This is a genomic window from Paenibacillus intestini (genome assembly GCF_030803945.1).
Lineage (GTDB): Bacteria > Bacillota > Bacilli > Paenibacillales > Paenibacillaceae > Paenibacillus > Paenibacillus polysaccharolyticus.
This window is the reverse complement of sequence record NZ_JAURUN010000017.1, coordinates 1-25,577: the sequence shown is the minus strand read 5'-3', so window position 1 is coordinate 25,577 and position 25,577 is coordinate 1. Positions and strand designations below refer to the sequence as shown.

The 25,577-nt window shown below is 45.4% G+C and carries 29 protein-coding genes, 1 rRNA gene and 1 riboswitch; of the genes, 3 read left to right on the top strand and 27 right to left on the bottom strand.

The annotated features are described in order from the left end of the window. Positions 1 to 167: 167 nt before the first annotated feature. On the bottom strand, positions 168 to 398 hold the full coding sequence (fin, locus tag J2T16_RS26985) for an anti-sigma-F factor Fin (protein ID WP_090924611.1): 231 nt from the start codon (positions 396 to 398) through the stop codon (positions 168 to 170). 109 nt (positions 399 to 507) lie between these two features. Next, on the bottom strand, positions 508 to 1,068 hold the full coding sequence (gene pth / locus J2T16_RS26980; protein ID WP_221788846.1) for an aminoacyl-tRNA hydrolase: 561 nt from the start codon (positions 1,066 to 1,068) through the stop codon (positions 508 to 510). 116 nt (positions 1,069 to 1,184) lie between these two features. On the opposite strand from pth, the gene J2T16_RS26975 reads away from it, so the two are divergent. Continuing rightward, entirely contained in the window at positions 1,185 to 1,385 is a 201-nt protein-coding gene (locus J2T16_RS26975) for a hypothetical protein (RefSeq protein WP_090924609.1), read from the top strand. 104 nt (positions 1,386 to 1,489) lie between these two features. Here J2T16_RS26975 and J2T16_RS26970 read toward each other — a convergent pair whose 3' ends face one another. The 13 genes from J2T16_RS26970 to J2T16_RS26910 form a co-directional block, all read right to left on the bottom strand. Beyond that, on the bottom strand, positions 1,490 to 2,443 hold the full coding sequence (locus J2T16_RS26970; RefSeq protein WP_017691370.1) for a ribose-phosphate diphosphokinase: 954 nt from the start codon (positions 2,441 to 2,443) through the stop codon (positions 1,490 to 1,492). A 99-nt stretch (positions 2,444 to 2,542) separates the two neighbouring features. Further along, positions 2,543 to 3,934 (bottom strand): bifunctional UDP-N-acetylglucosamine diphosphorylase/glucosamine-1-phosphate N-acetyltransferase GlmU, encoded by a 1,392-nt coding sequence (glmU, locus tag J2T16_RS26965; RefSeq protein WP_499019922.1) that lies wholly within the window; start codon positions 3,932 to 3,934, stop codon positions 2,543 to 2,545. Positions 3,935 to 4,287: 353 nt separating this feature from the next. Then, entirely contained in the window at positions 4,288 to 4,572 is a 285-nt protein-coding gene (gene spoVG / locus J2T16_RS26960) for a septation regulator SpoVG (protein ID WP_017691372.1), read from the bottom strand. Between the two features lie 188 nt (positions 4,573 to 4,760). Further along, complete coding sequence (gene purR / locus J2T16_RS26955) at positions 4,761 to 5,588, bottom strand: pur operon repressor (protein WP_499019886.1); 828 nt, start codon at positions 5,586 to 5,588, stop codon at positions 4,761 to 4,763. 97 nt (positions 5,589 to 5,685) lie between these two features. After that, positions 5,686 to 6,540, bottom strand: coding sequence for a 4-(cytidine 5'-diphospho)-2-C-methyl-D-erythritol kinase (ispE, locus tag J2T16_RS26950; RefSeq protein WP_154892105.1), 855 nt, complete (start codon positions 6,538 to 6,540; stop codon positions 5,686 to 5,688). Positions 6,541 to 6,688: 148 nt separating this feature from the next. Beyond that, a complete protein-coding gene (locus J2T16_RS26945; RefSeq protein WP_499019884.1) occupies positions 6,689 to 6,865 on the bottom strand; it encodes a small, acid-soluble spore protein, alpha/beta type in 177 nt (58 codons plus the stop codon). Positions 6,866 to 7,077: 212 nt separating this feature from the next. After that, the gene (veg, locus tag J2T16_RS26940) at positions 7,078 to 7,353 is read right to left on the bottom strand and encodes a biofilm formation stimulator Veg (RefSeq protein ID WP_090924605.1); all 276 of its coding nucleotides are present in this window, start codon (positions 7,351 to 7,353) and stop codon (positions 7,078 to 7,080) included. A 198-nt stretch (positions 7,354 to 7,551) separates the two neighbouring features. Continuing rightward, positions 7,552 to 8,448 (bottom strand): sporulation peptidase YabG, encoded by an 897-nt coding sequence (yabG, locus tag J2T16_RS26935; RefSeq protein WP_090924604.1) that lies wholly within the window; start codon positions 8,446 to 8,448, stop codon positions 7,552 to 7,554. A gap of 57 nt (positions 8,449 to 8,505) precedes the next feature. Next, the gene (gene rsmA, locus J2T16_RS26930; protein WP_090924603.1) at positions 8,506 to 9,408 is read right to left on the bottom strand and encodes a 16S rRNA (adenine(1518)-N(6)/adenine(1519)-N(6))-dimethyltransferase RsmA; all 903 of its coding nucleotides are present in this window, start codon (positions 9,406 to 9,408) and stop codon (positions 8,506 to 8,508) included. Positions 9,409 to 9,412: 4 nt separating this feature from the next. After that, positions 9,413 to 9,958, bottom strand: a complete 546-nt coding sequence (gene rnmV / locus J2T16_RS26925) for a ribonuclease M5 (RefSeq protein WP_090924602.1) — start codon at positions 9,956 to 9,958, stop codon at positions 9,413 to 9,415. 155 nt (positions 9,959 to 10,113) lie between these two features. Further along, complete coding sequence (locus tag J2T16_RS26920; RefSeq protein WP_090924601.1) at positions 10,114 to 11,298, bottom strand: resuscitation-promoting factor; 1,185 nt, start codon at positions 11,296 to 11,298, stop codon at positions 10,114 to 10,116. Positions 11,299 to 11,567: 269 nt separating this feature from the next. After that, positions 11,568 to 11,821: riboswitch (cyclic di-AMP (ydaO/yuaA leader) on the bottom strand. Positions 11,822 to 12,062: 241 nt separating this feature from the next. Beyond that, positions 12,063 to 12,830, bottom strand: coding sequence for a TatD family hydrolase (locus J2T16_RS26915; RefSeq protein WP_154960451.1), 768 nt, complete (start codon positions 12,828 to 12,830; stop codon positions 12,063 to 12,065). A gap of 375 nt (positions 12,831 to 13,205) precedes the next feature. Further along, complete coding sequence (locus tag J2T16_RS26910; protein ID WP_090924599.1) at positions 13,206 to 14,483, bottom strand: HD domain-containing protein; 1,278 nt, start codon at positions 14,481 to 14,483, stop codon at positions 13,206 to 13,208. Between the two features lie 328 nt (positions 14,484 to 14,811). On the opposite strand from J2T16_RS26910, the gene J2T16_RS26905 reads away from it, so the two are divergent. Beyond that, the gene (locus J2T16_RS26905; RefSeq protein ID WP_017691383.1) at positions 14,812 to 15,066 is read left to right on the top strand and encodes an AbrB/MazE/SpoVT family DNA-binding domain-containing protein; all 255 of its coding nucleotides are present in this window, start codon (positions 14,812 to 14,814) and stop codon (positions 15,064 to 15,066) included. A 234-nt stretch (positions 15,067 to 15,300) separates the two neighbouring features. Here the strand turns inward: J2T16_RS26905 and rsmI are convergent, their stop codons facing one another. From rsmI to J2T16_RS26855, 10 genes are all read right to left on the bottom strand, one after another. Next, positions 15,301 to 16,185, bottom strand: a complete 885-nt coding sequence (rsmI, locus tag J2T16_RS26900; RefSeq protein WP_154892097.1) for a 16S rRNA (cytidine(1402)-2'-O)-methyltransferase — start codon at positions 16,183 to 16,185, stop codon at positions 15,301 to 15,303. Further along, complete coding sequence (locus tag J2T16_RS26895) at positions 16,186 to 16,965, bottom strand: tRNA1(Val) (adenine(37)-N6)-methyltransferase (protein WP_221788844.1); 780 nt, start codon at positions 16,963 to 16,965, stop codon at positions 16,186 to 16,188. A 75-nt stretch (positions 16,966 to 17,040) separates the two neighbouring features. Further along, a complete protein-coding gene (yabA, locus tag J2T16_RS26890) occupies positions 17,041 to 17,409 on the bottom strand; it encodes a DNA replication initiation control protein YabA (RefSeq protein WP_090924596.1) in 369 nt (122 codons plus the stop codon). A 28-nt stretch (positions 17,410 to 17,437) separates the two neighbouring features. Further along, entirely contained in the window at positions 17,438 to 18,238 is an 801-nt protein-coding gene (locus J2T16_RS26885; RefSeq protein ID WP_090924595.1) for a PSP1 domain-containing protein, read from the bottom strand. Between the two features lie 114 nt (positions 18,239 to 18,352). Next, entirely contained in the window at positions 18,353 to 19,324 is a 972-nt protein-coding gene (holB, locus tag J2T16_RS26880; protein WP_221788843.1) for a DNA polymerase III subunit delta', read from the bottom strand. A gap of 9 nt (positions 19,325 to 19,333) precedes the next feature. Then, the gene (locus J2T16_RS26875; RefSeq protein ID WP_090924593.1) at positions 19,334 to 19,777 is read right to left on the bottom strand and encodes a YaaR family protein; all 444 of its coding nucleotides are present in this window, start codon (positions 19,775 to 19,777) and stop codon (positions 19,334 to 19,336) included. A 354-nt stretch (positions 19,778 to 20,131) separates the two neighbouring features. Next, on the bottom strand, positions 20,132 to 20,461 hold the full coding sequence (gene darA / locus J2T16_RS26870; RefSeq protein ID WP_047914178.1) for a cyclic di-AMP receptor DarA: 330 nt from the start codon (positions 20,459 to 20,461) through the stop codon (positions 20,132 to 20,134). A 62-nt stretch (positions 20,462 to 20,523) separates the two neighbouring features. Next, positions 20,524 to 21,171: a dTMP kinase gene (tmk, locus tag J2T16_RS26865; protein ID WP_090924592.1), complete on the bottom strand. Its 648-nt coding sequence runs from the start codon at positions 21,169 to 21,171 to the stop codon at positions 20,524 to 20,526. A 287-nt stretch (positions 21,172 to 21,458) separates the two neighbouring features. After that, positions 21,459 to 23,195 (bottom strand): aminotransferase class I/II-fold pyridoxal phosphate-dependent enzyme, encoded by a 1,737-nt coding sequence (locus tag J2T16_RS26860; protein ID WP_499019872.1) that lies wholly within the window; start codon positions 23,193 to 23,195, stop codon positions 21,459 to 21,461. A gap of 189 nt (positions 23,196 to 23,384) precedes the next feature. Further along, entirely contained in the window at positions 23,385 to 23,570 is a 186-nt protein-coding gene (locus J2T16_RS26855; protein WP_090924590.1) for a sigma factor G inhibitor Gin, read from the bottom strand. A gap of 414 nt (positions 23,571 to 23,984) precedes the next feature. On the opposite strand from J2T16_RS26855, the gene J2T16_RS26850 reads away from it, so the two are divergent. Then, a complete protein-coding gene (locus J2T16_RS26850) occupies positions 23,985 to 24,509 on the top strand; it encodes a hypothetical protein (RefSeq protein WP_090924589.1) in 525 nt (174 codons plus the stop codon). Between the two features lie 291 nt (positions 24,510 to 24,800). Here the strand turns inward: J2T16_RS26850 and J2T16_RS26845 are convergent, their stop codons facing one another. Further along, a complete protein-coding gene (locus tag J2T16_RS26845) occupies positions 24,801 to 25,241 on the bottom strand; it encodes a hypothetical protein (RefSeq protein ID WP_090924588.1) in 441 nt (146 codons plus the stop codon). A gap of 230 nt (positions 25,242 to 25,471) precedes the next feature. Then, positions 25,472 to 25,577, bottom strand: a 5S ribosomal RNA gene (gene rrf, locus J2T16_RS26840); the annotation flags it as partial.

Here is a 25,577-nt window from a genome sequence, read left to right as displayed (position 1 = left end):
TCTATTACAAAGTTGAATACACCCTTGATTCTGTCCCAACTGAAAAGAAGCCTCAGCAGGCTGCCAAGGCTATAAAAAGGGCAAACCGCTGTAACCGCGGTCATCCTCTCTGTCATTTTTCAACATTTATCCATTCAATAGATTAATTAAATCCCTACAGGCAATAGCTACTGGAGCGGATTTGCAAGCAGGCTCAGCTCGGGGTTGTGTTCCAACGCTTCCTTACAATAATCGCATGTAATCCGAACGGTAACATCACCACCGGAATTATACGCTATTATATCCCTCCGCTCGTCGGGGGTCAAGAAATGAAAACCGAGCTGTGCTTCCGTAATTTTAGCCGAATCAATCTGGCCAATAAAGGTACGGCAATGCCGACATACATAATTCACTGACATAGTTATGCCTCCTGAACATGGTTTATACATCCAGTATGCCCAGGTTGTCCGAATCAAAGTCGTCACTTTAATCTTTTTTTCAGTGTAAATGCCATATTACTGGAATGCATCAGCCGTTGAATTTCGCCATCGTTTGCTCGAACGTATTCGTCAAACTATATTCCAGTGCATCACATGTTTGCTCAATCGTCTGCTCCAGCGCTTCTTTTTCTTTCTTCATGAACGTTGACAGTACGTAGTCTACAATGGCATGTCCCGGATCAGGCCTTGATATCCCCATACGAACCCGGTTGAACTGCTGTGTACCTGTGTGCTGAATAATGGACTTGATTCCATTATGTCCACCGGCGCTACCCTGATAACGCAATCTTACCTTGCCTATTTCTGTATCCATATCGTCGTATACAACGATTAGATCTTCCAGGTTCACTTTATAAAAATCCATGTAAGCTCGTACCGATTCACCCGAGAGGTTCATATAGGTCATCGGTTTGATCAGTACTGTTTTGACGCCTCCAATGTTGCCTTCTCCGATCAGTGCTTTACACTTGTTCTGTGTAACCGAAATGTTATGGCGATCTGCCAATCGATCCAGTGCCATAAAACCGATATTATGCCGGGTTTTGGCATAGTTTGAACCTGGATTCCCAAGTCCGACAATCCACTTCATCTTGTTCCCTCCTTCGAGCATCCATTAGGTGAGGCATAGACTTCGAATGTTATATTTCATATAATATCAGGAAAGTACGTATTGAACATTTATCCACCCAGGAAGGTGAGCGGGTTTTGCGCGAAGATAACGGACAACTGACTCAACATAGTGACTTTATTTATCATCTGGAACATCACGTGCCTGTGCAGGTGTACGACCGTGATACCCATATCGAGATTGGTGTGATTACCCGTTTCGATAGTCAATTTGTCGAAATTGCCGATACACTCTTTCACAGACGCCGCTTCCGTTTTATTTCCCGCCCGGGATATTAATGCGCCAGGCGGTTTTCTATCACATTAAAAACGGCACGCCGACAGGGGTTACATTTTCCGTTCAACCGGAAGACGTAACCCCTCTACTACTTTATGCAGACATCCTATTCAATTTCAAACAGCTTGCTGATTGACAATTCCTCATGAACCCGGATGATGGCTTCCCCAAGCAATGGTGCTACAGAAAGCACTTTAAGTTTGCTTGTTGGATTTGCATGTGTAATTGGAATTGTATCCGTCACGATGACTTCCTTCAGCGGTGCATTTTCCAAACGTTCCATCGCAGGGCCAGACAATACCGGGTGAGTACAGCATGCATATACTTCCTTCACGCCGCCTTCCATGAGAGCATTCGCTCCCAGTACAATTGTTCCGGCAGTATCAATGATGTCATCTATCAGAATCGCTGTTTTACCTTCGATATTACCGATAATATTCATAACTTCGCTGACGTTCGGCTCAGGACGACGTTTGTCGATAATCGCAAGCGGTGCATTCAGGAAATCAGCCAGTTTGCGCGCACGAACCACACCACCGTGGTCAGGTGACACCACAACCGGGTTTTCGATCTGTTTCGAGCGGAAATATTGCGCCAGAATCGGCACACCCAGCAGATGATCGACTGGAATGTCGAAGAATCCCTGAATCTGCATCGCATGCAAATCCATTGCGATTACACGTGTTGCGCCTGCTTTTTCAATCAGGTTGGCAACCAGCTTTGCCGTAATCGGGTCACGTGAACGTGCTTTGCGATCTTGGCGCGCATAGCCGTAATACGGAATAACTACGTTGATTGTTTTGGCCGATGCACGTTTCAATGCATCAATCATGACCAGCATTTCCATCAGATTGTCATTAACCGGCAAGCAAGTTGACTGCACGATATATACGTGACAGCCACGAACACTCTCGGAGAGTTTCACTTGAATCTCGCCATCACTAAAGCTGGTTGTATGAGATTCACCCATAGGAATCCCGATATAATCAGCAATTTGATGAGCAAGCTTGGGGTTAGAATTGCAAGTAAATATTTTTAATTTCGAGTCAAAATAAGTCATAAAATAAAAACCCTCCGTGCTGGTTCATTGGAATCTATAAGCGTCTGCGACATGTCGGCACCTCCCGGGTAACGGGAGGCAATTGGTTATCAAAACCCCTTATTCGGGTTTGGCGTTTTGTTTCTTGGCTTTTGCACGTCCGCGGATTTTCTCCGCATAACCTGCTTTGTTTTCCTGACGTGGACGAGCAATCGCCAGATCATTCTCAGGAATGGAATGTGTTACGGTAGAGCCTGCAACGACATAAGCGCCTTTACCAACCGTAATCGGTGCGATCAAATTAACGTTGCTACCTACAAAAGCATCATCTTCAATGGTTGTTATAGCTTTATTATATCCATCATAATTGACCGTTATTGCCCCGCAACCAACATTTACGTTCTTACCTACCTGCGCATCCCCGATATAACTGAGATGTGACACTTTAGATCCTTCATCAATTGTAGCATTTTTCACTTCAACAAAGTCACCAATTTTTACGTTACGACCTAACTTGGTGCCAGGGCGCAGATTGGCAAAAGGACCTACGGTTGCATCAGGACCAACTTCTGCCTGGGATAGCACCGAATGTTTAATCGCAGCACCATCTTGGATGATACTGTCTTCAATATCTGCATGAGGACCGATATGACATGCTTCACCAATCGAAGTAGTGCCTTTAAGAACGGTTCCCGGATACAGCACAGTGTCTGTTCCAATCGTAACATCTGCTCCGATATATGTCGATGAAGGATCAATAATCGTTACCCCGTTCAACATATGGCGCACAGCCAGACGTTCCCGCATATATGCTTCTGCTTGTGAAAGAGCAAGTCTGTCATTAACTCCAATGGACTCCGCGATATCGTCAGACATATAAGCTTCGACGACTTCGCCCTCGCTCTTGAAAATGCCGACAACGTCTGTCAGATAATACTCGCCCTGCGCGTTCTGGTTCGTAACCTTCTCCAGTGCCGCAAACAGCTTTGCATTGTCAAAGCAATACGTGCCTGTATTAATTTCCTTTACGGCATCTTCTTGCGGTGTGCAATCCTTTTGTTCAACAATACGCTGTACGGAACCATCCTGCCCGCGGATTACGCGTCCGTATCCCTTAGGATTATCGAGCTCAGCTGTGAGTACTGTAGCGGCTGCGCCACTTTCCTCATGCAACTTCATCAGACCTTCCAACGTTTCGCTGGTAACGAGAGGTGTGTCGCCACAGACTACAATCGTTGACCCATGTTCATTACCGAGCAGGGATTTGACCTGTTTCACGGCATGACCAGTACCGAGCTGTTCCGCTTGAAGAGCGTACTCCGCTCTGTAACCTAAAAATGACTGCACCGCTTCGGCCCCATGTCCGACAACAACTACGCTGCGTTCAACGCCTGCGCGAAGCGCTGCATCCAGCACATGTCCGACCATCGGTTTACCGCATACGGGATGCAGTACCTTGTACAATTTGGATTTCATTCGTTTGCCCTGCCCTGCGGCTAGAACAATTGCCATGCGTTTCAAAATTAACGACCTCCTGTTCTGAAAACCCCATTGAATTCCTTACACATTCATCTCCAATGAGAATCATTCAGCCGGCTTCAAGCCGGTCTTGTTCATCGCCTGCTGTCTCTGTAATCACGCGTAACAACATAGTCACGAGTGGACCATGACCTCATAAGTAACGCCGTGTACCTGTGAGCTTAACTGAATCCCACGATTCCTAAGATGCCGCTCTGCTACCGAACGCAGGATGCGCTCCGGTTCTCTTTTGAATAAACTCAATACTGAATATATCTTATTCCGATCAAAAAGAAAAGAGAGCCATAAGACATGGCTCTCTTTTCCTTCGAACCCCAATAATGTTCTCAGGCACCTTCTTCAATGACTTCTTCCTCAGTAGCTGCACGATCGTACTCAGTTAATACTGCTGCCTGAATCTTCTCACGCGTACCAGAAGAGATCGGGTGGGCGATATCACGGAACTCTCCGTCAGGAGTCCGCTTGCTCGGCATTGCAACAAACATTCCGTTGTTACCATCGATGACACGAATGTCATGAACGACGAATTCGTTATCGATGGTAATGGATGCGATAGCTTTCATTCTCCCTTCCGAGTTAACGCGGCGGAGTCTGACATCCGTAATTTGCATGTGTGTGTTCACCACCTTTTTCCATCAGAACTTGGTGTATAATTCCACACAGCCTATACGAACTCCTTCTTTTCACGACCATAAAAATATCCTAATTTCAGGAATTTTTTTATTTAATACACAATTCGACAACGTTAGTGCCAGGTCGATGGAAAAGAACCTTTCCCGACATGTAATTCGTCATTATTCTACAGGTCGAAATAGTTACCCGGCGAGACAGAAATGTGTCTGCTCTTGGCATCAACCGCTGTCAGCTTCGCGAGAGATACATAATCCGTCAGCAGACGCTCCTCTGAATCTACAGAACCCGATTCCACCAACACGCCAACTCCCGCCACCATTGCATTGAACTCAGCAAGCAGATCAATCATGCCTTGAACGGTACCTCCGGCTTTCATGAAATCATCCACGATCAGTACACGGGAATGCTCTTTCATCGCCCGGCGAGATAGGGACATGGTATGCAGACTTTTGTGCGATCCCGATACATAATTAATACTTACGGCCGATCCTTCCGTAGCCTGATGGTCCCTGCGAACGAGTACAACAGGAAGGTTAAGCTGGGCTCCAGTCGCATAAGCTAGCGGGATGCCTTTGGTTTCCACCGTCATGACTACATCAATATTCATATCGCCAAAAGCCGTTGCAAAGATTTTGCCCGCTTCATTCATCAGGGCCGGCTGTCCAAGAAGATCTGACATATACAGATACCCTCCCGGTAAAATCCGATCCGGCTGCGCAAGCTGTGTAGACAGCCGCTCAGCAAAAGCAAGAGCATGTTCTTCCGATACTTTCGGAATCCACTTGACCCCACCAGCAGCTCCTGCCAGCGTATGCAGTTCTCCCGACCCACCTTCTTCGAACACTTCCTTGATAATAGCCAGGTCCTCGCTAATGGACGACTTGGCAGCACCATAACGTTCGGCAAATGTGGTGAGCGGAATCACCGTATGTGGTCTGGATAATAAGTATTGCGTCATTTCAACCAGCCTTGCGCTTCGTTTTAACTTCTTCACAGAGATCCATCCTCACGATCACGGAAACATCCAAATCCGAATAATTATTTAAAAATATACCACCTTTATACGTGTTTGTACATTATAAATAGTAAATTTACGTTAACAACCGTACAGCGTATACCTCTTTGCAGAACCCCCGAAGTCCGTTATAAATACGTGCAACTTTGGCTTCTTTGGACACAAGTCCAAATACCGTTGGTCCACTCCCAGACATCAACACTCCGTCTGCTCCAAGACGAATCATCGCATCTTTGAGATGCTGCACTTCCGGATACAGCTTGAGCGTCACATCCTCCAGCACATTACCCAGCTGACTACACACCTCTGTAAAGGATTGGCTGCGAATCGCCTGCTCCATTCGGGATGCACTTGGATGCCGAACAATCTTGTCACTGCGGAATCGTCCATATACATCTGCTGTGGACACATTGATTGGGGGTTTGGCTAAAATAACCCAGCATTGAGGCGGATTAGGAATCGGGGTTAACTTCTCCCCCCGCCCTGTTGCCAGTGCAGTGCCGCCTGTAATACAGAACGGAACATCCGAGCCCAGTTCTGCACCAAGCTCTTGCAACTCCTGATCCGGTATATTCAGCCGCCATAGACGGTTTAATCCACGCAACGTTGCGGCTGCATCACTGCTACCGCCGGCAAGGCCAGCAGCTACCGGAATTTTTTTATCCAGATGAATGTGGACCCCTGTACGCACGTTGTAACGTTCTTTAATTAGTCTTGCCGCCTGAAAGGCCAGATTCTTCTCATCCAGCGGAATATAACCCGCTTGGCTTGAGATGACAATTGTATCTCGAGGAAGTTCCGACATCTCCAGTCGATCCGCCAGATCAACCATCGTCATGATCATTTCAACTTCATGAAATCCATCACTTCTTTTATGTAGAACATCCAACATCAAATTAATTTTAGCAGGCGCTTTTTCGTAAATTTTCAAGACGTTCACCCGTCCTCACCTTTTCCCTAAGACAACTTAACATATTATATCAAAATGGGGCTGTCAAGTCATTTGTATTCCACATCTATGGGGAAAAAGCGGGGTGATTCCTGAGAATTGCCCCGCTCTCCAAACTGGATGAACCTGATTATGATTTACGCGCTGCTTGCTCAGCCATTTGAATCGCTCGTTTCACCATGTTACCGGCATCCTTGGCTTTAATTCCGCCCCAGCCTTCCTGCTGAACGATATCATAGAAACCCAGATCCTTCGCCAGCTCGTACTTCAGTTCCTCCGACATGACACTTCTTCTTCTTCGACTCATGAACCATCCTCCTCCAGATCTTATTCAAGACACAATGAGTCCCTGCAGTTCGGGATTGTTCATCCCCAAGCCCCAAATCCTGGTTTAACATTCCCGTCTTAACAGGGAGCTTTCCCAGGACCTGTCCACATAGTATGCCGCCTGCATTCCGTAGTCATTCCTGCATACAAAAAAGCGACCCACCTATAGGTGAATCGCCCGTAAACCAATGCTTACGTCTCCATGTTGTAAGAGCTAGTCTCACTGCCCGGGTCAAAGACCATGACTTCCACAGACTCCGTAAGTATATCCGCATAGCTGTATGATACTCGCTTGAAGGTTTCTTGTTCCTCATCAAGCTTTACAATAAAAACAGAAGGGTACGTTTCTTCCAATACACCCGTACGCTCAATCGTCTTACGGCGGCCACCATTAGCCCGCAGCGTGATTTTCTGACCAATATGTGCATCGAGATTGCGTTTGATATCCAACAGCGTATTTTTAGCCATTGTGGACGTCCACCTCTTTTCTTGTCCATTATACTGTATTTTACAGTCATTGTCAAATCAAAGCTAAATATTATATCAGCACTAAAAAGTCATTGTCAATGAATTTTTTCGCAAAATAAAAAAGCCCTTTTCAGGGCCTTTTTCGAATCGCAATGTGAACTTCATATGACTTCATTATTGTACTGCCACATGAATAAATCATACTGCGGATGGATTCACTTTTAACGTAGATAGATCATTAAGTCCCGGCAATCCTACCCGGTAACTTCCCTTCGTTTCCACACCGCCTACACCTTGGATGCCGCTAATCGTGTTATGCAGTATATCATTCATGTTCAAGGTATCACGAACAGACGTGAAGGAAGCCTTAGCAGCTACGTAGACCGGATCAAGCGCATGAATGAGAATTCGCCCCGGCGAACTAGCAAAGTTCGCACCCGCGCGTAGCAATGCCTCAAAGTGAGACTGACATGCTCCTGCAATAATCGTCAGCGCATCCAAATGGCGCTCGTATTGCCTTGCAACCTGAATAGCCGAGACAAAGTTTTGTGAATTTTTATAGCTCCCCAGACTGTAGAGGTCATAGGGCTGACGTGTCTTTAACACACCATCATGACCCGTGATCACAACGATATCCGGACGAACTTTGGGTAGCAGACGATATAACGTATCAGCCATCGCTGACTCGTGTACATACTGCCCTTCTGCGGGAACACGAAGCTGTTCATACAGATTCATACTTTTCTTCAGATAATTCGGGTCGCCATCCAAATGCAGTACCTTACCTGGCATTTCAAAATAGGCGGGCTCTTGCTGTGCAGTCCATTCTTGCATCAGGCCTTCCCGATTACGCTCAGCCTGCTCCATGCGATTCTGCTGCAAGCGTGAGAGCGTCTGATGAGCTTTAATATGTGCCTGGCGTGTCTTAGCGCTCTGTGGTTCATAAGGAACCTGTATCAAATCGTTCACCGGGGAGTCTGCCAGCAACCGGAACTCAGTCCCTTTAATGACCGCAGCGTCCGACTGGAGTCCTTCTACCCGGAAAGTCACATCGCCGCCGTATGACTTCCGAACGACCAAGTCTCCGATATTCATCACCATTATCACCTCTACCCCATCGTATGGGCAGAGACCCGGATTGGTTCATCGAAATTAAAGCTCGCCGCGAACCCCAGCTTCCCACATTACGGTGCTAAGAGTTGCATACTCCTGTAGACTCAATGTCTCACCACGCCGTGAAGGTTGAATACCTGCCTGCTCTAACAGGATGTCTGCCTGTTCTCTGTTCTCCTTGGTGAAGAAACGAGCTTTGAGATTATTGGAGATTGTTTTTCTCCGCTGGGCAAAAGAAGCCTGTACTACCTCGAAATAGTGTGCTTCGTTCGGAACCTGTACTGGTGGGTGCTCACGCACCTTCAGCTTAATTACTGCAGACTCTACATTCGGCTGTGGGATAAATACCGTAGGCGGCACCACACAGACCAGTTCGGGCATACTGTAATACTGCACGGCAATGCTTAGGCTACCATAATCTTTGGAACCTGGTGCAGCCGCCATGCGTTCAGCTACTTCCTTCTGTATCATGACCACAATGCTATCCACTGGCAACTTTTCTTCCAAGAGCTTCATCATGATCGGAGTCGTTACATAATAGGGCAAGTTCGCTACTACGCTTACCTTATTAACGGAGGCAAAGTCCGTGGCAAACAGTTCTGCCAGATCCAGCTTAAGTACATCTCCATGATGAACGCGTACGTTAGGGTAGGGTTCCATCACTTCTCCAAGAATCGGTAACAGGCGCTGGTCAATCTCAACCGCTGTAACAGGACCCGCTATACGCGCAAGGCGCTCTGTAAGTGCTCCAATACCCGGACCAATCTCCAGCGCTCCCTTGGACTCGTCCAAATCAGCCGCGCCTACGATTTTGTTCAGAATATTTTGATCGATCAAGAAGTTCTGACCCAGACTTTTCTTGAAGGAGAATCCATGCCTTTGAATAATTTCTTTGGTACGTTTGGGTGTTGCTATTTCAATGGTTTGCTCTATATCCTTCATATGCTCACATTCCTTCACGTTCGATTTGCGCTAATGCAGTGGAGAACTCTTCTCTTGTAATCTGAAATACACTCAGCCGTTTATGGAACTGCTTGCCGTTACAATACCCAATACCAAGCAGATTACCCATCTCCATACGTCGTGCGGCTGCTTGCGGGTGTATGATCAATCCTGCTTCAATGAGGTCCTCCCAATCGATTAGACTAGGTGCGCCCTCATAGGATGTGTGTACGCGAGCAAGTGCATGACGAATCGCTTCCGGTGAAGCATTCTCTACTCCGATATCTCCTTTGCGCGTTGCATCCGCTTCTGGGATGAAGGCATGTTTGCAACCAGGAACCTTATTGGCAATAATTTTACGGATACGCTCTCCCGCATGATCCGGATCCGTCAGGATAATGACGCCACGTCTCTCTTGAGCAAGTGCAATTCGCTTCAGAATACGCTGATTAATGGCAGAGCCTCCGGTTTCAATCGTATCCGCTTCGACCGCCCGACGAATCGCTACCGTGTCGTCACGACCCTCCACAACAATCACTTCTTTTATCATGTTCCTTTTCTTCCTTTCTAACGCAAAAAGAAGAGGAATATCCTCTTCTCTGCCAAACGGCGGAGGAGACTGAATTCAGACCCCTCCGCCGCATATTCCGCATGAATCATTCATGCAACTATTTTATAGCATTCCCATTTCAAAGTAAAACGATTTTAGTTCGCTTCCGGCTTAACTGGACCAATCACATAGACCGTTTTGCCTTTTTTACGTCCGAAATTCAGGGCGTGCTTCACACTGTCGTAATAAACGTCAATTTTGTTGCCTTTAATAGCGCCGCCTGTATCTTCCGCACGACGGAAGCCGAGGCCCTCAATGTATACCCACCAGCCGATTGGAATGACCTTGGGATCAACTGCAATGGTGCGCCCCTCCGTTACACGAGTACCGGAAGCTGTTTTTGTACCAATACCCGGCTCTTCAGAAGAGTAGGCTGTCATCGATACATTTTTCAAAACTTTAGAGTATTTAAAAGAATTCCCGGAGACCGTAATCACCTTGCTGCCCGAGGCAGATGTTTTCTTCGAGTTCGTTGTTACAGCTTTTTTGGTCGTTGAAGTTTTGGCAGATACCAATTGAACCTCAGGTTCCTTCACAACCGGCTTAGCCTTCGTACCTACCGCAATCACTTTATCTACACGATTGGTGGCGACCGTTTTACCTACCACTTTTTTGGAGACGAGTTCTCCATCTTGAAATACCTTTTCGATATGTTGCACAATTGTGCCTTCCTTGCCTTTCACTACAACACGGTTATCCCCTTGGAACAAACTTGGGTCTGCCGTTTTTACAACCTTGTAAGCAATCGGTTGTTTCACATCCACTGTATGCTTTGTTACACGCACTACACGAATCTTCATATCCGCTTTAATTGCGGTTCCGAGCGCTGGATACACTTTATCATGATCTTCAACTTGAATACCTGATTGCTGAATTACACCCTGTACCGATGAATCGGTTGTATAAAGAGTCTTGGTGTCTCCGTCTGCCGTGATTTTAACTGGAACGGCCCGCTCAATAACGATTCGGTCTCCGTCGGTAATCGCCCCATTCATGGGCATGGATACCTTGTCGTGAGGGCTGACTGTGATTGACTGCTCCTCCAGCATTTCCTGAAGCATTCCTGTACGAGTCTCTACCACTTGAGCTTTGCCGTCAATAACCAGTGAAACCTGCTTCCCGGCCTGACCGTAAACGACTAACAAGATCATGATTGCAAGCGCAATTGAGAATATCGCGATCAATGCCATTTGACGCAAGTTCTCATGCTTCCACCGCAACGCGAAAGACTTACTGGATGATCGTGACTCATGGGTCTCTTCTGGTTGGAATATGCCCACTTCTCCGTCCTCCTTCATAGCCTCGCCGTCTAAAGTAATGCATGATGTCTTTGACGCGACTATAACAATTTTTCTACAGAACACAGATCAGAGATAATGACCGGTTCTGCACCATGAACCCCTCTTCGCAACATGATGTCATCCTCCTGAATACATACCGTATGATGACAATATTTCTTTTATTCAAAACAAAAAAAGCCAAAGAAAGAGTGTAAGAGACCCTTTCGTGGCTTCCGAATGATTTTGAATATCGGAAATTCATGCACGAGGTTGCCTCTCTTTTTCCGCTTGCGAGGTTAGCTGTCGGGTTCGGGCGAAAGAGAGCCGCCCTATCTTAGGTCACCCGCTCATGGCGGACGCCCTTGAATTCACCCCGAGACCCAAAGAAGAAATCAAATACGGCTTCGCAGAACATTCCGCTGCTTTTGGGTCAGCGAACGATGCGCACCGGCTAGAATCACCGATGTTTAAGCCCTATTGGTTCCCCCGCTCTCCGTTAACGGAGACTCAGCGAGATTGATTCATGAAAGTAATGTTGTCTCATCGGAAAGTGTCCCTTTGTTCATCCCCCGAACATCTGTCCAATTTTCCGCGCAACAATTCACTGAAAAGATGATATCCTGTTTTGATGCATGTTGTAAAGCACGGATCAAGTACGTTTTTCTAAATATTTGGTTAAAATATTGTAATATTCTGCAATTATTCGAGACAAAGAGCAAATTACCTCTCTGTATCTCCCTTTTTCACCCGATTTACTCATTTTCTTATCGAATCCCAAATCGTTCCATGGCATTTTTGGTGGTAATTGCAGCAATTTCCTCTACCGAAATGCCTTTAATTTCCGCAGCTGCTTCAGCAACCAGACGTACATGCGCTGTCTCATTTCGTTTTCCACGATAAGGATGCGGTGTGAGATACGGGGAGTCCGTTTCTAAGAAAAATCGATCCATCGGAACCTTGGCGAGCACCTCTTTCGGTTGCTTGGCATTTTTGAAAGTGACCGGTCCTCCGAAGGACAGATGGAACCCTAAATCCAGACACATTTTCGCCGTTTCCCAGCTACCGGAGAAAGAATGCATCACACCTCCAACCTCACCAGCCTTCTCCTCACGTAAAATACGCACAATGTCCTCATGAGCATCCCGATTATGGATGACGATAGGCATACTCAATTCACGTGCCAATGCAATTTGTTGTCGTAATACGCGGTGCTGTACCTCCTTAGGGGAAGTGTCCCAATGATAGTCTAGACCGATTTCTCCGATTGCTACCACTTTCTCATGTTTGCACAATGATGCAATCCATTCGAGATCTCCCTCTTGCATCGTAATGGCATCCACCGGGTGCCAGCCTACAGCTGCGTGGATAAAATCATACGTTTCGGCCAGTTTGATCGTTGTTGGAATCGTCTCCCGGTTAAAGCCGATATTAATCATGCGAGTAACTCCGGCCTGAACGGCCCGTTTAATCATGTCCTCTCGGTCTTCGTCGAATTGTGGTGCATCCAGATGAGTATGTGTGTCGAATAACATGCTTTCTCGTTCTCCCTTCATGTCGAAAGTCAAATGCCGATGATTTTTTCATGGGAACTCCCTTATTCTTGTACAGGAATTCTTGCGTTTGAATTTCAAATTTATTTTTTTGCATCATTAAATGATTGGGACAAGCAACAATTTCAGTATTTTCAGTTTTAGCACTCAAGCTACTATATATAGAAGGAAAATAAAAAGTCAAATCAACATCTTGCAAGAAAGGCGTTAGAAACTGTATAATTACTCACTCGAATTACAAAATTATGTCGATCTACACATCCTCCCCATTAAAGCAGATTACTGTATCATGTAAAATAGCTCTCTTAGAAAGTCTTTTGATATCAAAGTGTTTCACCCTGCTGCATCGACTCAAGCTTATAGAAAATAGGGGCGTATATGGGACGGTAATTCATGAAGGATGGCATCCACCTTGTTTTGCGGATAGTACAGATGATGTTTGCCCAGATGAAGTCCACTGATGGAACGAACAATATCAGAAACTTCTGACAGCTCATGCAACTTGTCCTGCCGATCGAGCAGAAGAATTTGCTTATCTGTGGATTGATCTGGACGAAACACATCATACGGATTATCCGTCGGAAAATCAATTTCAAGATCGTACTCGGGATTCAATCCTGCTTGTACAAATGCTTCCCGAATCTCTTCAATGATGTCCAAGTCGATCTGTTCAAGTTCCACATACTTATATAACCTGCGATCCATAAAACGTTCGCACAACTCACTTAGAACAGAATCGTCCTCCTTACGCCACTGCATAAAGGCTGTTTGAATTAACGATTCATCAAGCTGCAGATATTCATGAACTGAAATTTCTCCTTCAAACAGTTTGGGCAGAGGCTCTACCATGAAACGGAATGGAAAGCCTTGCTTCACAAGTTCTTTTGCCCGCTTAAAGATTTGTCGCAATATAATCTCGGAGCTACGCGTCACAGGATGGAAGTAAATCTGCCAATACATCTGGTATCGTGACATCAGATAGTCTTCCACAGCATGCATACCAGACTCTTTAACTACAATTCGTCCATGAAATGGACGCAGCATGCGCAGAATACGATCCAAGTCGATCGTGCCATAATTTACTCCTGTAAAGTAGGCGTCCCTGAGCAAGTAATCCATTCGGTCTGCATCAAGCGGACTGGTTACCAGGTTCACGACAATCGGTTTATCATACGTCTTCTGGATAACGGAAGCCACCTTTTCATCAAAATCAGGAGCATACCGTCTTAGAATCGCCCCTACTTCGGTATCACCCTTGATAATGCGGCATGTCCAATCCTCATGATTCATGTCAAAAGCCTCTTCAATTGAATGAGAGAATGGTCCATGTCCGAGATCATGAAGTAAGGCGGCGCACAACGTCACCAGCTTTTCTTCCTTGGGCCAGTCCGAATAGTGGCTACGTTCAAACTGAGAGATGATTTTTCGGGTAATTTCGTATACACCTAACGAATGGGAGAACCGACTGTGCTCTGCCCCGTGAAAAGTAAGATAAGATGTCCCTAATTGACGAATGCGGCGTAGCCTCTGAAATTCAGGTGTATTGATCAATTGCCATATAATCGGTTCTTGCACATGAATATAATTATGTACCGGATCTTTAAATACTTTTTCTTCCGTCAGACGATGTTCCATTTCGATTCACTCCTTATAAATTGTTCTCTTGCCATAAAGAATAGCGCGTCCAGCTTCAATTTTCACCAACAATTCGACATGTAATGACGAATTTTGTCGAATAAAGCACTTTTGTCGTTTTCCAAATCGACAAAGCTGACATGGATGTTTAAATACGAAAAATTGCTTTCAATCCCTTACCACCAGCAAACTTAAGAAAAACACCCTTTATTTTAAGCTAATTTTAAGGTTGACTGTTTTGGGAATCGTTGGTATGATGGGTATCATAAAACATAAAATAATGTCGAATAATGACAATGATAGTTAGCTGAGAGGAGCACTGATTATAATGATGAAATCAACAGGTATTGTAAGAAAAGTGGATGAACTGGGACGGGTAGTTATTCCAATCGAATTGCGTCGTACACTCGGTATTGGCGAAAAAGATGCTTTGGAAATCTACGTTGATGGTGAGCGCATCATGCTCAAAAAATACGAGCCAGCTTGTATCTTCTGTGGTAACGCTGAGAACGTAACTTACTTCAAAGGTAAAATCGTTTGTAACGAATGTATTTCTGAAATCCCTGCACCTGTAGCAAAATAAGAAAAACAAGTATACTGGAATTATTCAAATCGTTAATTCTAACCTTTTTATATTTCCTTATCGCCTTCCTGGTGTAATATCACCTTGGAAGGTTTTTTTCTAACCTTAAGAGCAGACACATATCTTTCACATTTTGGTGTGCTGCTCTTTTTACATTTTAAGGTTATATTAAGCTTGGTTTTAATCTCTCTTTAAGGTAATTACAACTAAATTTGGTATTTTTGAAGTTTTAGACTACCCAATTAACGCATTATATACGTCCCGTTTTGCCAAACCTCGATCTACTGCTGTTTTTTTCATCGCATCTTTACGACTGTTTCCTTCATTTTCATAGTGTTCCACGTGTTCTTCCAGCGACAAAACCTGCCACCAAGCTTCCCGTTCAGCCTTACGTTCCTCTTCCCTGATTCCTTCAACCAACAAACAATATTCACCTAGAGGCGGGTGCTCTTCGAGCCACTCTATGCATTCCTTCAGACTACCTCTAACAAATTCCTCATGCCGTTTGGTCAACTCACGAGCCAGTACAATGGAACGTTCGCCCAAAATTTCCTCCAGATGCATTAACGTTTTACGAATCCGGTGAGGGGACTCATAGAAAAGCAACGTACCATTGGACTCATTGAAAGCTTCCAGCACCTTACGTATGTCCTTTTTCTCTCGTGGCAAAAAACCACCAAAGGTAAACCTTTCCGTAGGTAATCCGGATACGATCAGTGCGGATAATGCTGCATTCGGACCAGGAATCGGTATGACCGTAATTCCGGCTTCAATTGCAAGCTTTACCAGATCAGAACCTGGGTCAGAAATAGCCGGTAAACCGGCATCGCTTACCAGTGCCAAATTTTTTCCTTCTATTATATAGCGTATCAGTTCAGGGCCACTTGCCCCCTTATTGTGCTCATGATAGCTGAACAACATTGAAGGTGTAATCTCAAAATGAGTGAGCAACTTTCGCGTCTGACGAGTATCTTCAGCGGCAATAATATCGCAGGCCTGTAACGTCTTGATGGCCCGGAAGGTCATATCCTCCAAGTTTCCAATCGGTGTCCCAACCAGATATAACTTACCTGCATGTTCGGCCTGCTCATTAAAGCTTTTCTGCACTTGTAAAGACATCTAGTTTCCTCCTTCCTTCGAGCGTTCAACAACCTGCTGACCATAGTAGATCTCCATAATCTCATCACAGTAGCTTCCCTGTTCATTGTAAACAATAAGTGGCGGCAACATGCGTACCTCCGGCTTGCCATCTTTCATCGCTTCAATTAACACCATGTTCGCTTCCAGATGAGCACGCGGGTGCACCATACGAATACGTTTGGGTTCCAGCTTGTATTCACGCATTAATGATATGATCTCACCTAGGCGTTGCGGTCTATGAACCATGGATACTTTGCCACCATTACGCACAAGACGACTGCATGCTTGGATGACTTCCTCTAGGGTACACCCGATTTCGTGACGTGCCATAGCCTGATGGGTGTTCATCTTGAGGTCACTTCCATTCAGCGGCATGTACGGGGGATTCACCGTAATGGCATCATATACTGCATGTCCTGTTTCTTTAACCAATTCGCGCAAATCTCCCTCACGAATATGGATGGACTCACCCAATTCATTCAGCTGCACACTCCGGCGTGCCATATCGGCCAATCTGGGCTGGATCTCAATGCCTTCCAGGCTTGCTTGTGTACGTGTTGTCAGTAATATAGGCACGACCCCATTTCCTGTGCACAAATCCAGAACACGTCCTCGTTTCGGCACAGAAGCAAATCGGGCCAGCAATACAGCATCCATAGAAAAACTGAATACTTCATCACTTTGAATAATTCGCAAATTATGAGAAAGCAGATCATCGACCCGCTCCGATTCCTTTAAAATTACTTCTTGGTCTGTCATAGGGTACTCTCATCCTCCGGTACGTTAAACGTTTATAACCTTGAAAAAAAACCGTAGGGAATCCCTACGGTCACTTCATTTATTCAAAAAAGACAGGCAGAACAGACAATCGCCTTCCGTCCGCAAGTGTCCATAATAGACATTGCAGATATGGAATCCTTCATGATACAGCCGAGCCAGGTTGTCATAACCCTCGCCCACTACATCTTCACCTGGAGCTGGACCCGCAGGTCTTGCGACAGGAGCAAGAGCAGATGAGATCGGCAGATCTGCTGGCGCTTCACGCTTAAGCAGTTTGCGTAACTGCTCATTTTCGATGGTAAGCCGCTGATTATCTTCCAGCAACTCTTTCACAATCATTTTTAATTCTGCTAAATCACCGTGCAACTGACCCATTTGGGTTTCCATTTCATGAATGTGCGTAAACAGATTTTTCTTTTCCAAGTTTCCACCCCGAAGCAACCTTTATGGTTTACTTGATAACGACGTCATCCAGCGGAAGTTCTTTGACTTTACTGATGTCGAACAGTTGAACATGCACCGTGCGGTTACCGGCATTAATTCCGACAACTTTGCCTTCACCCATTGAGGTGACGACCAGTTTGCCTACAGCTGGCAACTCTTCTCTCACGCTCTCGTAATTATCATGCTCAAATTTCAGACAGCACATAAGTCTTCCGCACAACCCTGAAATTTTCGTCGGATTCAGTGACAGGCTCTGATCTTTAGCCATCTTGATAGACACAGGCTCAAAATCTCCCAGCCAAGAGGAGCAACACAACACACGGCCGCAAGGCCCTATTCCACCAAGCATTTTTGCTTCGTCGCGAACACCAATCTGTCTCAGTTCAATTCGTGTCCGGAAGATGCTTGCCAGGTCCTTGACCAACTCGCGGAAATCGACTCTGCCCTCTGCTGTAAAATAAAAAATAATTTTATTGCGATCAAACGTGAATTCTACATCGACCAGCTTCATTTTGAGGCCATGGTCTCTGATTTTATTTAAACAAGTGCCGAATGCTTCTTTGGCTGCACGCTTGTTCTCATCCACCACACGGGCATCTGTATCGCCTGCAACGCGGATAACCTTTTTGAGCGGCAAAACCACATCAGCCTCGCCCACTTCCTTCTTGCCCACGACAACCTTACCATACTCAACCCCTCGCGCCGTTTCCACGATCACGCAGTTTTCTTTCTCAATGGGAAGGTCCAGGGGATCGAAGTAATAAATTTTGCCCGCCTTTTTGAAACGGACACCCACTACACTGTACAAAAAATTAACCCCCTTGTAAGCCAACCCCACTTCGTCTGAAGCCCTGACTTCTTAGGGAACCCGCCGAAGTTATAACCGTTTGCATAGGATTGGAACTCACGCGATCCTCCACTCTTATGCCAAACCGATCAAAAATTGCTCCAGACAAAGCTGGCCATTGACATTAAAACGCAATTTTTTTCTGCATGCCGCGGCCAAATCCATATAGGAGACCCACTGCTCTGTGCTGCGGGTATTTGCCAACTGAGACAGCATGTCTAACTGATCTATAAAAACGATATGTTCATGCCTACCATACTGAACATACAGCATGTCCCTAAACCACAAATGGAACAAACTAAGCAGCATGTCCAGGTGTTCCGAGAGTCCTGTTTTGAAAAGCTTCTGCTGTGCCGAGATCAAAGATGTACTTCCTCTGCCCAGGGACTCCTTCCCTAATTGTAACATTACGTTTCTAATTTCTGCAAACCAATTCTGCTGGAGAATTTCTCTACATGCTTCCAATCCTGACGCTAAATGGACGGCAGACCGTGCAAGATTCGCAGGATAACCTTCCTCGATCAACGATTGAAGCATTTCCTCCGGATTCAGTGCACTGAACGGCACCATCTGAGAACGTGAGCGAATGGTAGGCAACATGGCTTGTCCATTATCTGTAATCAGAATTCCAACCGCCGGAACTTGAGGTTCCTCCAGAAACTTCAACAAGCTGTTTGCCGCTTGAACCGTCATTTTCTCAGCTTGCTCTATAATATATACTTTGGGATGCCCCGCCTCTGAACGGTAAGAGAAAATGCGTTGCAAATCCCGAATCTGATCTATTTTAATGTTATTTCCATCCGGCGCAAGCATCGTCAGGTCTGGATGGTTTCCATGTTCTACTTTGCGGCATTCAAGACATTGCCCGCAAGCGTCATCCTCAAGCTCTGTGCAGAAGATTGCCTTGGCAAACGCCATTGCTGTCTGTAACTGCCCACTTCCAGATGGACCGCTAAACAAATATGCATGACTGATGGCCTGACGTCTCAAACTGCTCTGTAACAATTGCTTGGCTGCCTGCTGACCCATAATCTGTTGAAAGGACATACTTCCTCCTCAGAAGCTTAAATTAATAAGCATTCCCCGAATTTCTCCTACTTGTTGCAAAAGAGAGATTTTCCCCTCTTCTGTATCCAGTAATTCATCTGCCATAGATAACAGAGCAGAGTCAATCTCATCAATAAGCTTATATCGTTTACCCCTGCCCCGGCGATCCCAACCCCTTGTCTCTTTCATAGATACACCACGGCGGACCGTCTCTTCCAGAAATCTTTTGACAAGCTGTTTATATGCTTTCAGTTCACGAATCGTCATGGATCGAGCCAAACGATCACCCTGAAGCTGGATTTCGCTTAATCGGCGGTTGAGCTCTGCTTGGGAAGCACGTTCTCCCTGGTGATTCATCATATCAGAGAAGTTTTTGGATTGAACCGGCTTTGAGCCTGAATCATTCGTATTGATTCCAGTCTGTAGCGGTCTGAATCCAGGATTGATTTTCATGGACACGCCTGCTTTCTATCATCGTTAGGCCAATCGCACATCAGCACAGAGCGCATTGCGCCTGTGCGTAAGATGGACCTTATAGGTTGAGATACACTGTATATATAATGGTAGAAAGATAGTCTTATCTACGATTGTATTCTAAGTCGCCTCTCCCAGAAGAAGCATATTATTTCGGAATAAAGTCTCCTTTGGGAGAGAGTGTGCCGGTTCTTGTCATCAAGAAGGGCGCTCCATAAGTGGCACGTATGCATACCGGATACGTCCTTTTACATCCTTCGTTATCATCATGCAAGATGCAGTCATGCTATCGATAAATGAAAAACACTCATGGAGTTCATCTGCGAAACCGGATTAGAAATGCTCGAAACGATCTACTGGAAGAACAAATACAGTTGCTCCACCAACTTGGACCTCAACAGGCAGCGGCAGGTAAGAGTCGGTCGTTCCGCTCATCGGTGTAACCGGAGTTACGAGCTGTTCACGAACCTTACAGCTGCTGCGAATGACATTCATAACGGATTCGACTTGACTATCATCGACACCGATCATAAACGTCGTGTTGCCTGCCTTCAAAAATCCACCGGTACTGGCAAGCTTGGTTGCCCGAAAATTCGCTTTGACCAATGCACTGGATAATCGGTTGCTGTCTTTATCCTGTATAATCGCAACAATCAGTTTCATCCTGCATAACCTCCTTTATAATAAGCACTTCTAACAACATGCCCTGTCTATATATTAGACAATTACTCGTCAAAATCCTTCAAAATCCCGGCTTCTAGCGACAAAATCATCGCTTTCTCTACCTCATCCGGGGTCTGTGAAGCATCAATAACTTGGATACGCTCCGGAAACTGTTTCTGAAGCAAGAAGTAAGCTTCACGTACTTTACGATGGAACTCCAGGTTCTCCAGATCAAGACGATTGACTTCACGACCATCATGAGCTTCAATTCGACCAAGCCCCTGTTCTGGCTCAATGTCCAGATAAAGTGTCATGTCCGGCATCAGATCTCCAATAGCAAAACGATTAATTGCCCATACATTCTCAATTCCGAGGCCGCGCGCATACCCTTGATAAGCAAGACTGCTGTCTACAAACCGATCACAAATCACGGTTTTGCCAGCTTCCAGTGCAGGCTCTACCTTCTCCGCCAGATGCTGACTGCGTGCCGCAGCATAGAGCAGTGCTTCGGTTCGTGCATCCATCGCCGTATGAAGAGGATCGAGGATGATGCTACGTATTTTTTCTGCAATCTCAATTCCGCCAGGCTCTCTTGTAACTACGTAGGGTATACCCCGTTTTTCAAAATACGAACCGATCCTGCCGATCATCGTTGTTTTCCCCGATCCCTCTCCTCCTTCCAGCGTAATGAATTTACCTCTGCCCTGCATATGCTTCCCTGCTTTCTGTATTCATTGCTGCATCCATTCATGGCTATTATGCATGTGCCTAGACCCTCTTGCTTCAAGATATGATTTCCTTCGCCCAGAGGTGTATTGTTAAACAACTGCATTTAATAACACAAAAATAAACCAAGCTAGTTTTTCTTTCTATCATACTATAAGGTGGCTTTTCCTCCAACATGAAACGTTAGTCCTTTTTCAACCATACGACTTAGTTTCAAGACCCCCCTTGTCAAGCAGGGCACTGCTCGCTGGGAGCTGCAAGATTACTTTTTCTATGACTCAGGTTTCATGACTTTTATTTTCTGATACATATGATCTGAGATCCCCTGAAATTTGGCTCCTCCATCGCGTAGAATTCGAATTCGCTCAGCAATCTTTGAACTTATTCGCTCGCCGGGATACACCAGCGGAATACCTGGAGGATATGGAATAACCATCTCCGCCGACCGATATCCTGCGCAGTCTTCGATTGGAACTCCGATCGTATCCCTCTCTATTATCGGTTGCAGGGAGAAAGCAACAGGCTCTGATAAGCGTTCACGATCTTCTATATTGTTCCACGTGGAAACATAGATTGGAGGATCAGTCTGAGTTTGAGAAGCCGTCCTAACAGACGCAGTTGACTCCAGTGAATGCTGTAGCTTGTAGGAAACGTTAATATGCCGTAAAGCCTGTAACACATGCTCCGCATCCTGCAATGTGGAGCCAAGACTGAAGAGCAGGACGACGTACCGTTCGTCGCTCATCTCTGGCACGCAGCCGCAAGCTTCCAGCTGTTGCTGCAGCTCATAACCGCTCAGTATACCTGTGTCGTCATATATGACGACCTTGAATGGGTCCTGAGCGGTGTATCCTTGGCGGCCAGGCATCGCCGCCGGATTTTCATTGCCGTAGGCCGGCTCCTGTTGCAGCGAATCCGCAGGCTGCAACAACTGGAAGCGCGGTAGCTCCGCGAGACCGCGCTTCAATGCTTGCACGGCAGCAAGCCCTGCCGTGAAGGCATCAGCGCCGTGCACATGCAATAGCCGGCGCGATAGATCAAGCGAAGCCATCACCGGGTAGGATGGGCTTGAGCTTTGCACCATGGCCAGACGTTGCCGAAGCAGGGACCGATTCAATCGCGGCCCCTGAATGTGCAACATGGCTCCCATGGTGAATGCGGCCAGCATCTTATGCGTCGACTGCACTACACCGTCCGCTCCGCAGGACAGTGCAGATACAGGCAGCTCCGGATGCTGCCCATAATGGGCGCCATGCGCTTCATCCACGAGTAGTGGCATGCCTGCCTCGTGGCAAACCTCGGCAATGGGTGTCAGATCCGCACCCATGCCATAATAATTTGGCAACGTGACGAATACACCCTTTGCCTCAGGATACCTCTGGACAGCAGCCTGGATCGTCTCAATAGACGGCATGACAGCAAGTCCAGATTCAGGGTCAACCCACGGCTCCAGAAATACTGCCCTTGCGCCAGCTAACATCAGTCCATGAATAACCGATTTATGTACGTTACGCTGCACCAGCACAATACTACCTGGCTCATCACAGATCGTTAGTAATAAAGACAGGTTGCCTGCTGTACTTCCTCCAACTAGAAAAAAACTTTCCTCTGCACCGAAACAATCCGCCGCCAAGTCCTGTGCTTCCTTGATCACTCCCTCAGGATGGTGAAGATCATCCGTACCCGTAATCTCCGTAACATCCATCTCCATCATGTCCAGATAAGCACGCACGGGTACAACATGTCTGGATTGATCTGTATCCTTCAAGGAGTAATCTGCAACAACAGAGATCTGCTCTCCCTCTTTACCGGTTTCTATAATATCTCCTATCTCTTTTTTTTGAACATCTTCAACTGTATTGAATTGTTGCATCCATTGGTAATAGACTTGTCCATTTTTATGTCCTGGCACATGATATGAACGCTGCTTCGAATCACGATATGCAAGCAGTGCTTCATATAGAGGAGCCCTTTTTTTTCCTACACCTGATGTATTATGTTCATTCATAAGATATCCATCCTGTAACTGTTATTTTCGTAAAACATAAATCTCCACTCTTTATTTCAGCATACGCTTTCTGCACAAGTCAGACAAGGTAATCCCCTCTCCAACAAAAAAAGGCCTCTCGGGCCCCTATATAATCATTCATATTGATCATATAAATTTCTAACTTCACAGTGAAGCATATAACGTCCTTTAAGCGTTCTTTTGCACCCAAATCTGTTTCATCTGATGAATAAAAAAGTTATACTTCGCATCCTGCGCATCGGTGTGAACCATCTCTGCTTCACAAGCATCACATATGAATTCAGATACAATAAAAATGCCTTCTCTCTTCCGTTGCTCGCAAATGATACATGTGTGTTCGGCATGTTCTTCCATGAACCATCCCACCTTGTTTTACGTTTACTATCAGTATTGCACAGTTTCTATTATTTTAAACATTTTCATAGTGCTTTCTTTCTATAAAATATATATATTCGCCTATCCCTTAATAGGTGTCTGTACAGAAAATATACATAGTACTGTCCCAAGTCACGTTTATTCTTGACCTGCAACCTCTCCCGCTTCCATGAAACAACAAGGGATTTCTCCATGCAGATTCAAACTGATTAAAACTACGATATAATAACCTTAAAAAAACTTGGAAACTCAGCCGATAAATAAGATATGATAACGATAACAAAGTCCTATCTGCAACACTAATTATTTCATCAACACCTTTATCTCTCTCCATACATATGTATACACCAATCTATCACGTACTCGTAAATTTGAAGGAGGATTTAAAATCGTATGATCGCCGAACCGGAGAATAAGGCAACCTTTTATCAGTATCGCCTTCTGAAAAAAAAAGCTATCGCTCGTAGCGTTATATACAGCTACCTGTGTCTACCTGTTATCATGCTCATCTTTAATCTGCTTGCCTTCTCCTGGAACGGCCTCTTCTTCTTTTTACTGGCAGGGCCGATTACCGTCTGGATCCATTATGTCATTGCCAGAACTATATTGTTACTCGTTCGCACCTCGTATGCCAAGCGTTGGCACTGGAACCTGCGTATGCCTTGGTTTGGCTATATACCAGATCAGCACTTTAGTTACCGCATGTTTGTCCGAGTTCATCTGAATATGAGCTGGATTGGATTGTGTATCATTACCGTGTGCATGCTATGGTCTCCAGTCTCCTTTACACTTTCCCTTATATTTTGGCATCTGTGGTTGCTTGGACCACGCCTATACGTAATACTCATTCTATCTCGTGGACGTAAAGATGGTCTTATTAAATTAAATGATCAAGATGTCTCTTATTACTTGCAGTAAAATAGTTCTATTCGTTGTCCTTCTCCAAAAAGGTTATCCACTGTGGATAACCTTTTTATTCTCTCCTCTCTTCTATCCACAAATATAAGTGTGTTCATCCTTATCCATTTTGAATGATTACTCAGCTCCGCTAACTCACTCTAGCCTTCAATATAACTTATATCTAACAAAGTTAGCATGTACTGGAATCTTTCAACTTGTAGTAACACAAAAAAAGCCCTCATCGTATTGATGAGAACTTCACTTTATAAGAACATCACAATGTTAACTCGTACGCTTTCAAACAATACGTTAGTTCTCTTCTTCCAGTGACTTTACTGTCGTCTGGGTCGTTTCATTTCTGGGAACCATTAAAGTAAACGAACCATCATGCACAGCCAACTGTACAATATGGCCATCCTTTGAGAAAACATGAACGTTACTTGAAGCATTCGATGAACGCTTTGCTTGCCTTTCTGTCCAACCCCAACTTTTAATCTCGTTAAGATATACCTCAGGCAAACTTGTGCTTTCACTGATTCCAGACAACGTATATCGAACATAATCCATATCCGAATTGTTTTCGGACTGGTCAGATTTATTTGCTACTTTGGGTACAGGGAAACTCTTTTCGTTAACTGCACCTTCATATGAGATCCATACAGATCCTGAAGCTTCACCGCATCCTGCAAGAACAATTACCAGACAAAGCAACAGAAGCGAGTGGAGTCCAACTCTCCGCCAACTTAACACACACACCCTCCTTTTCACAGCTGCACAATCCAGCTCTTCGGTCAGGTACTTTTAGCATATTTAACATAGTCCTATTATACTGGTTTTATCCCTGCCATCCGTAACAAAAATGTTACCTTCCCATAACGAAGCTGTCAGAGCTTTACGCTTTGATAGGAGCTATCTTTTATACTTTCATATAAATGAACAAAATAAAAACCACCACCGAACATCATCGGCAGTGGTTCTTTGCTTGGCGGCATCCTACTCTCCCAGGACCCTGCGGTCCAAGTACCATCGGCGCTAGAGGGCTTAACGGTCGTGTTCGGGATGGGTACGTGTGGAACCCCTCCGCCA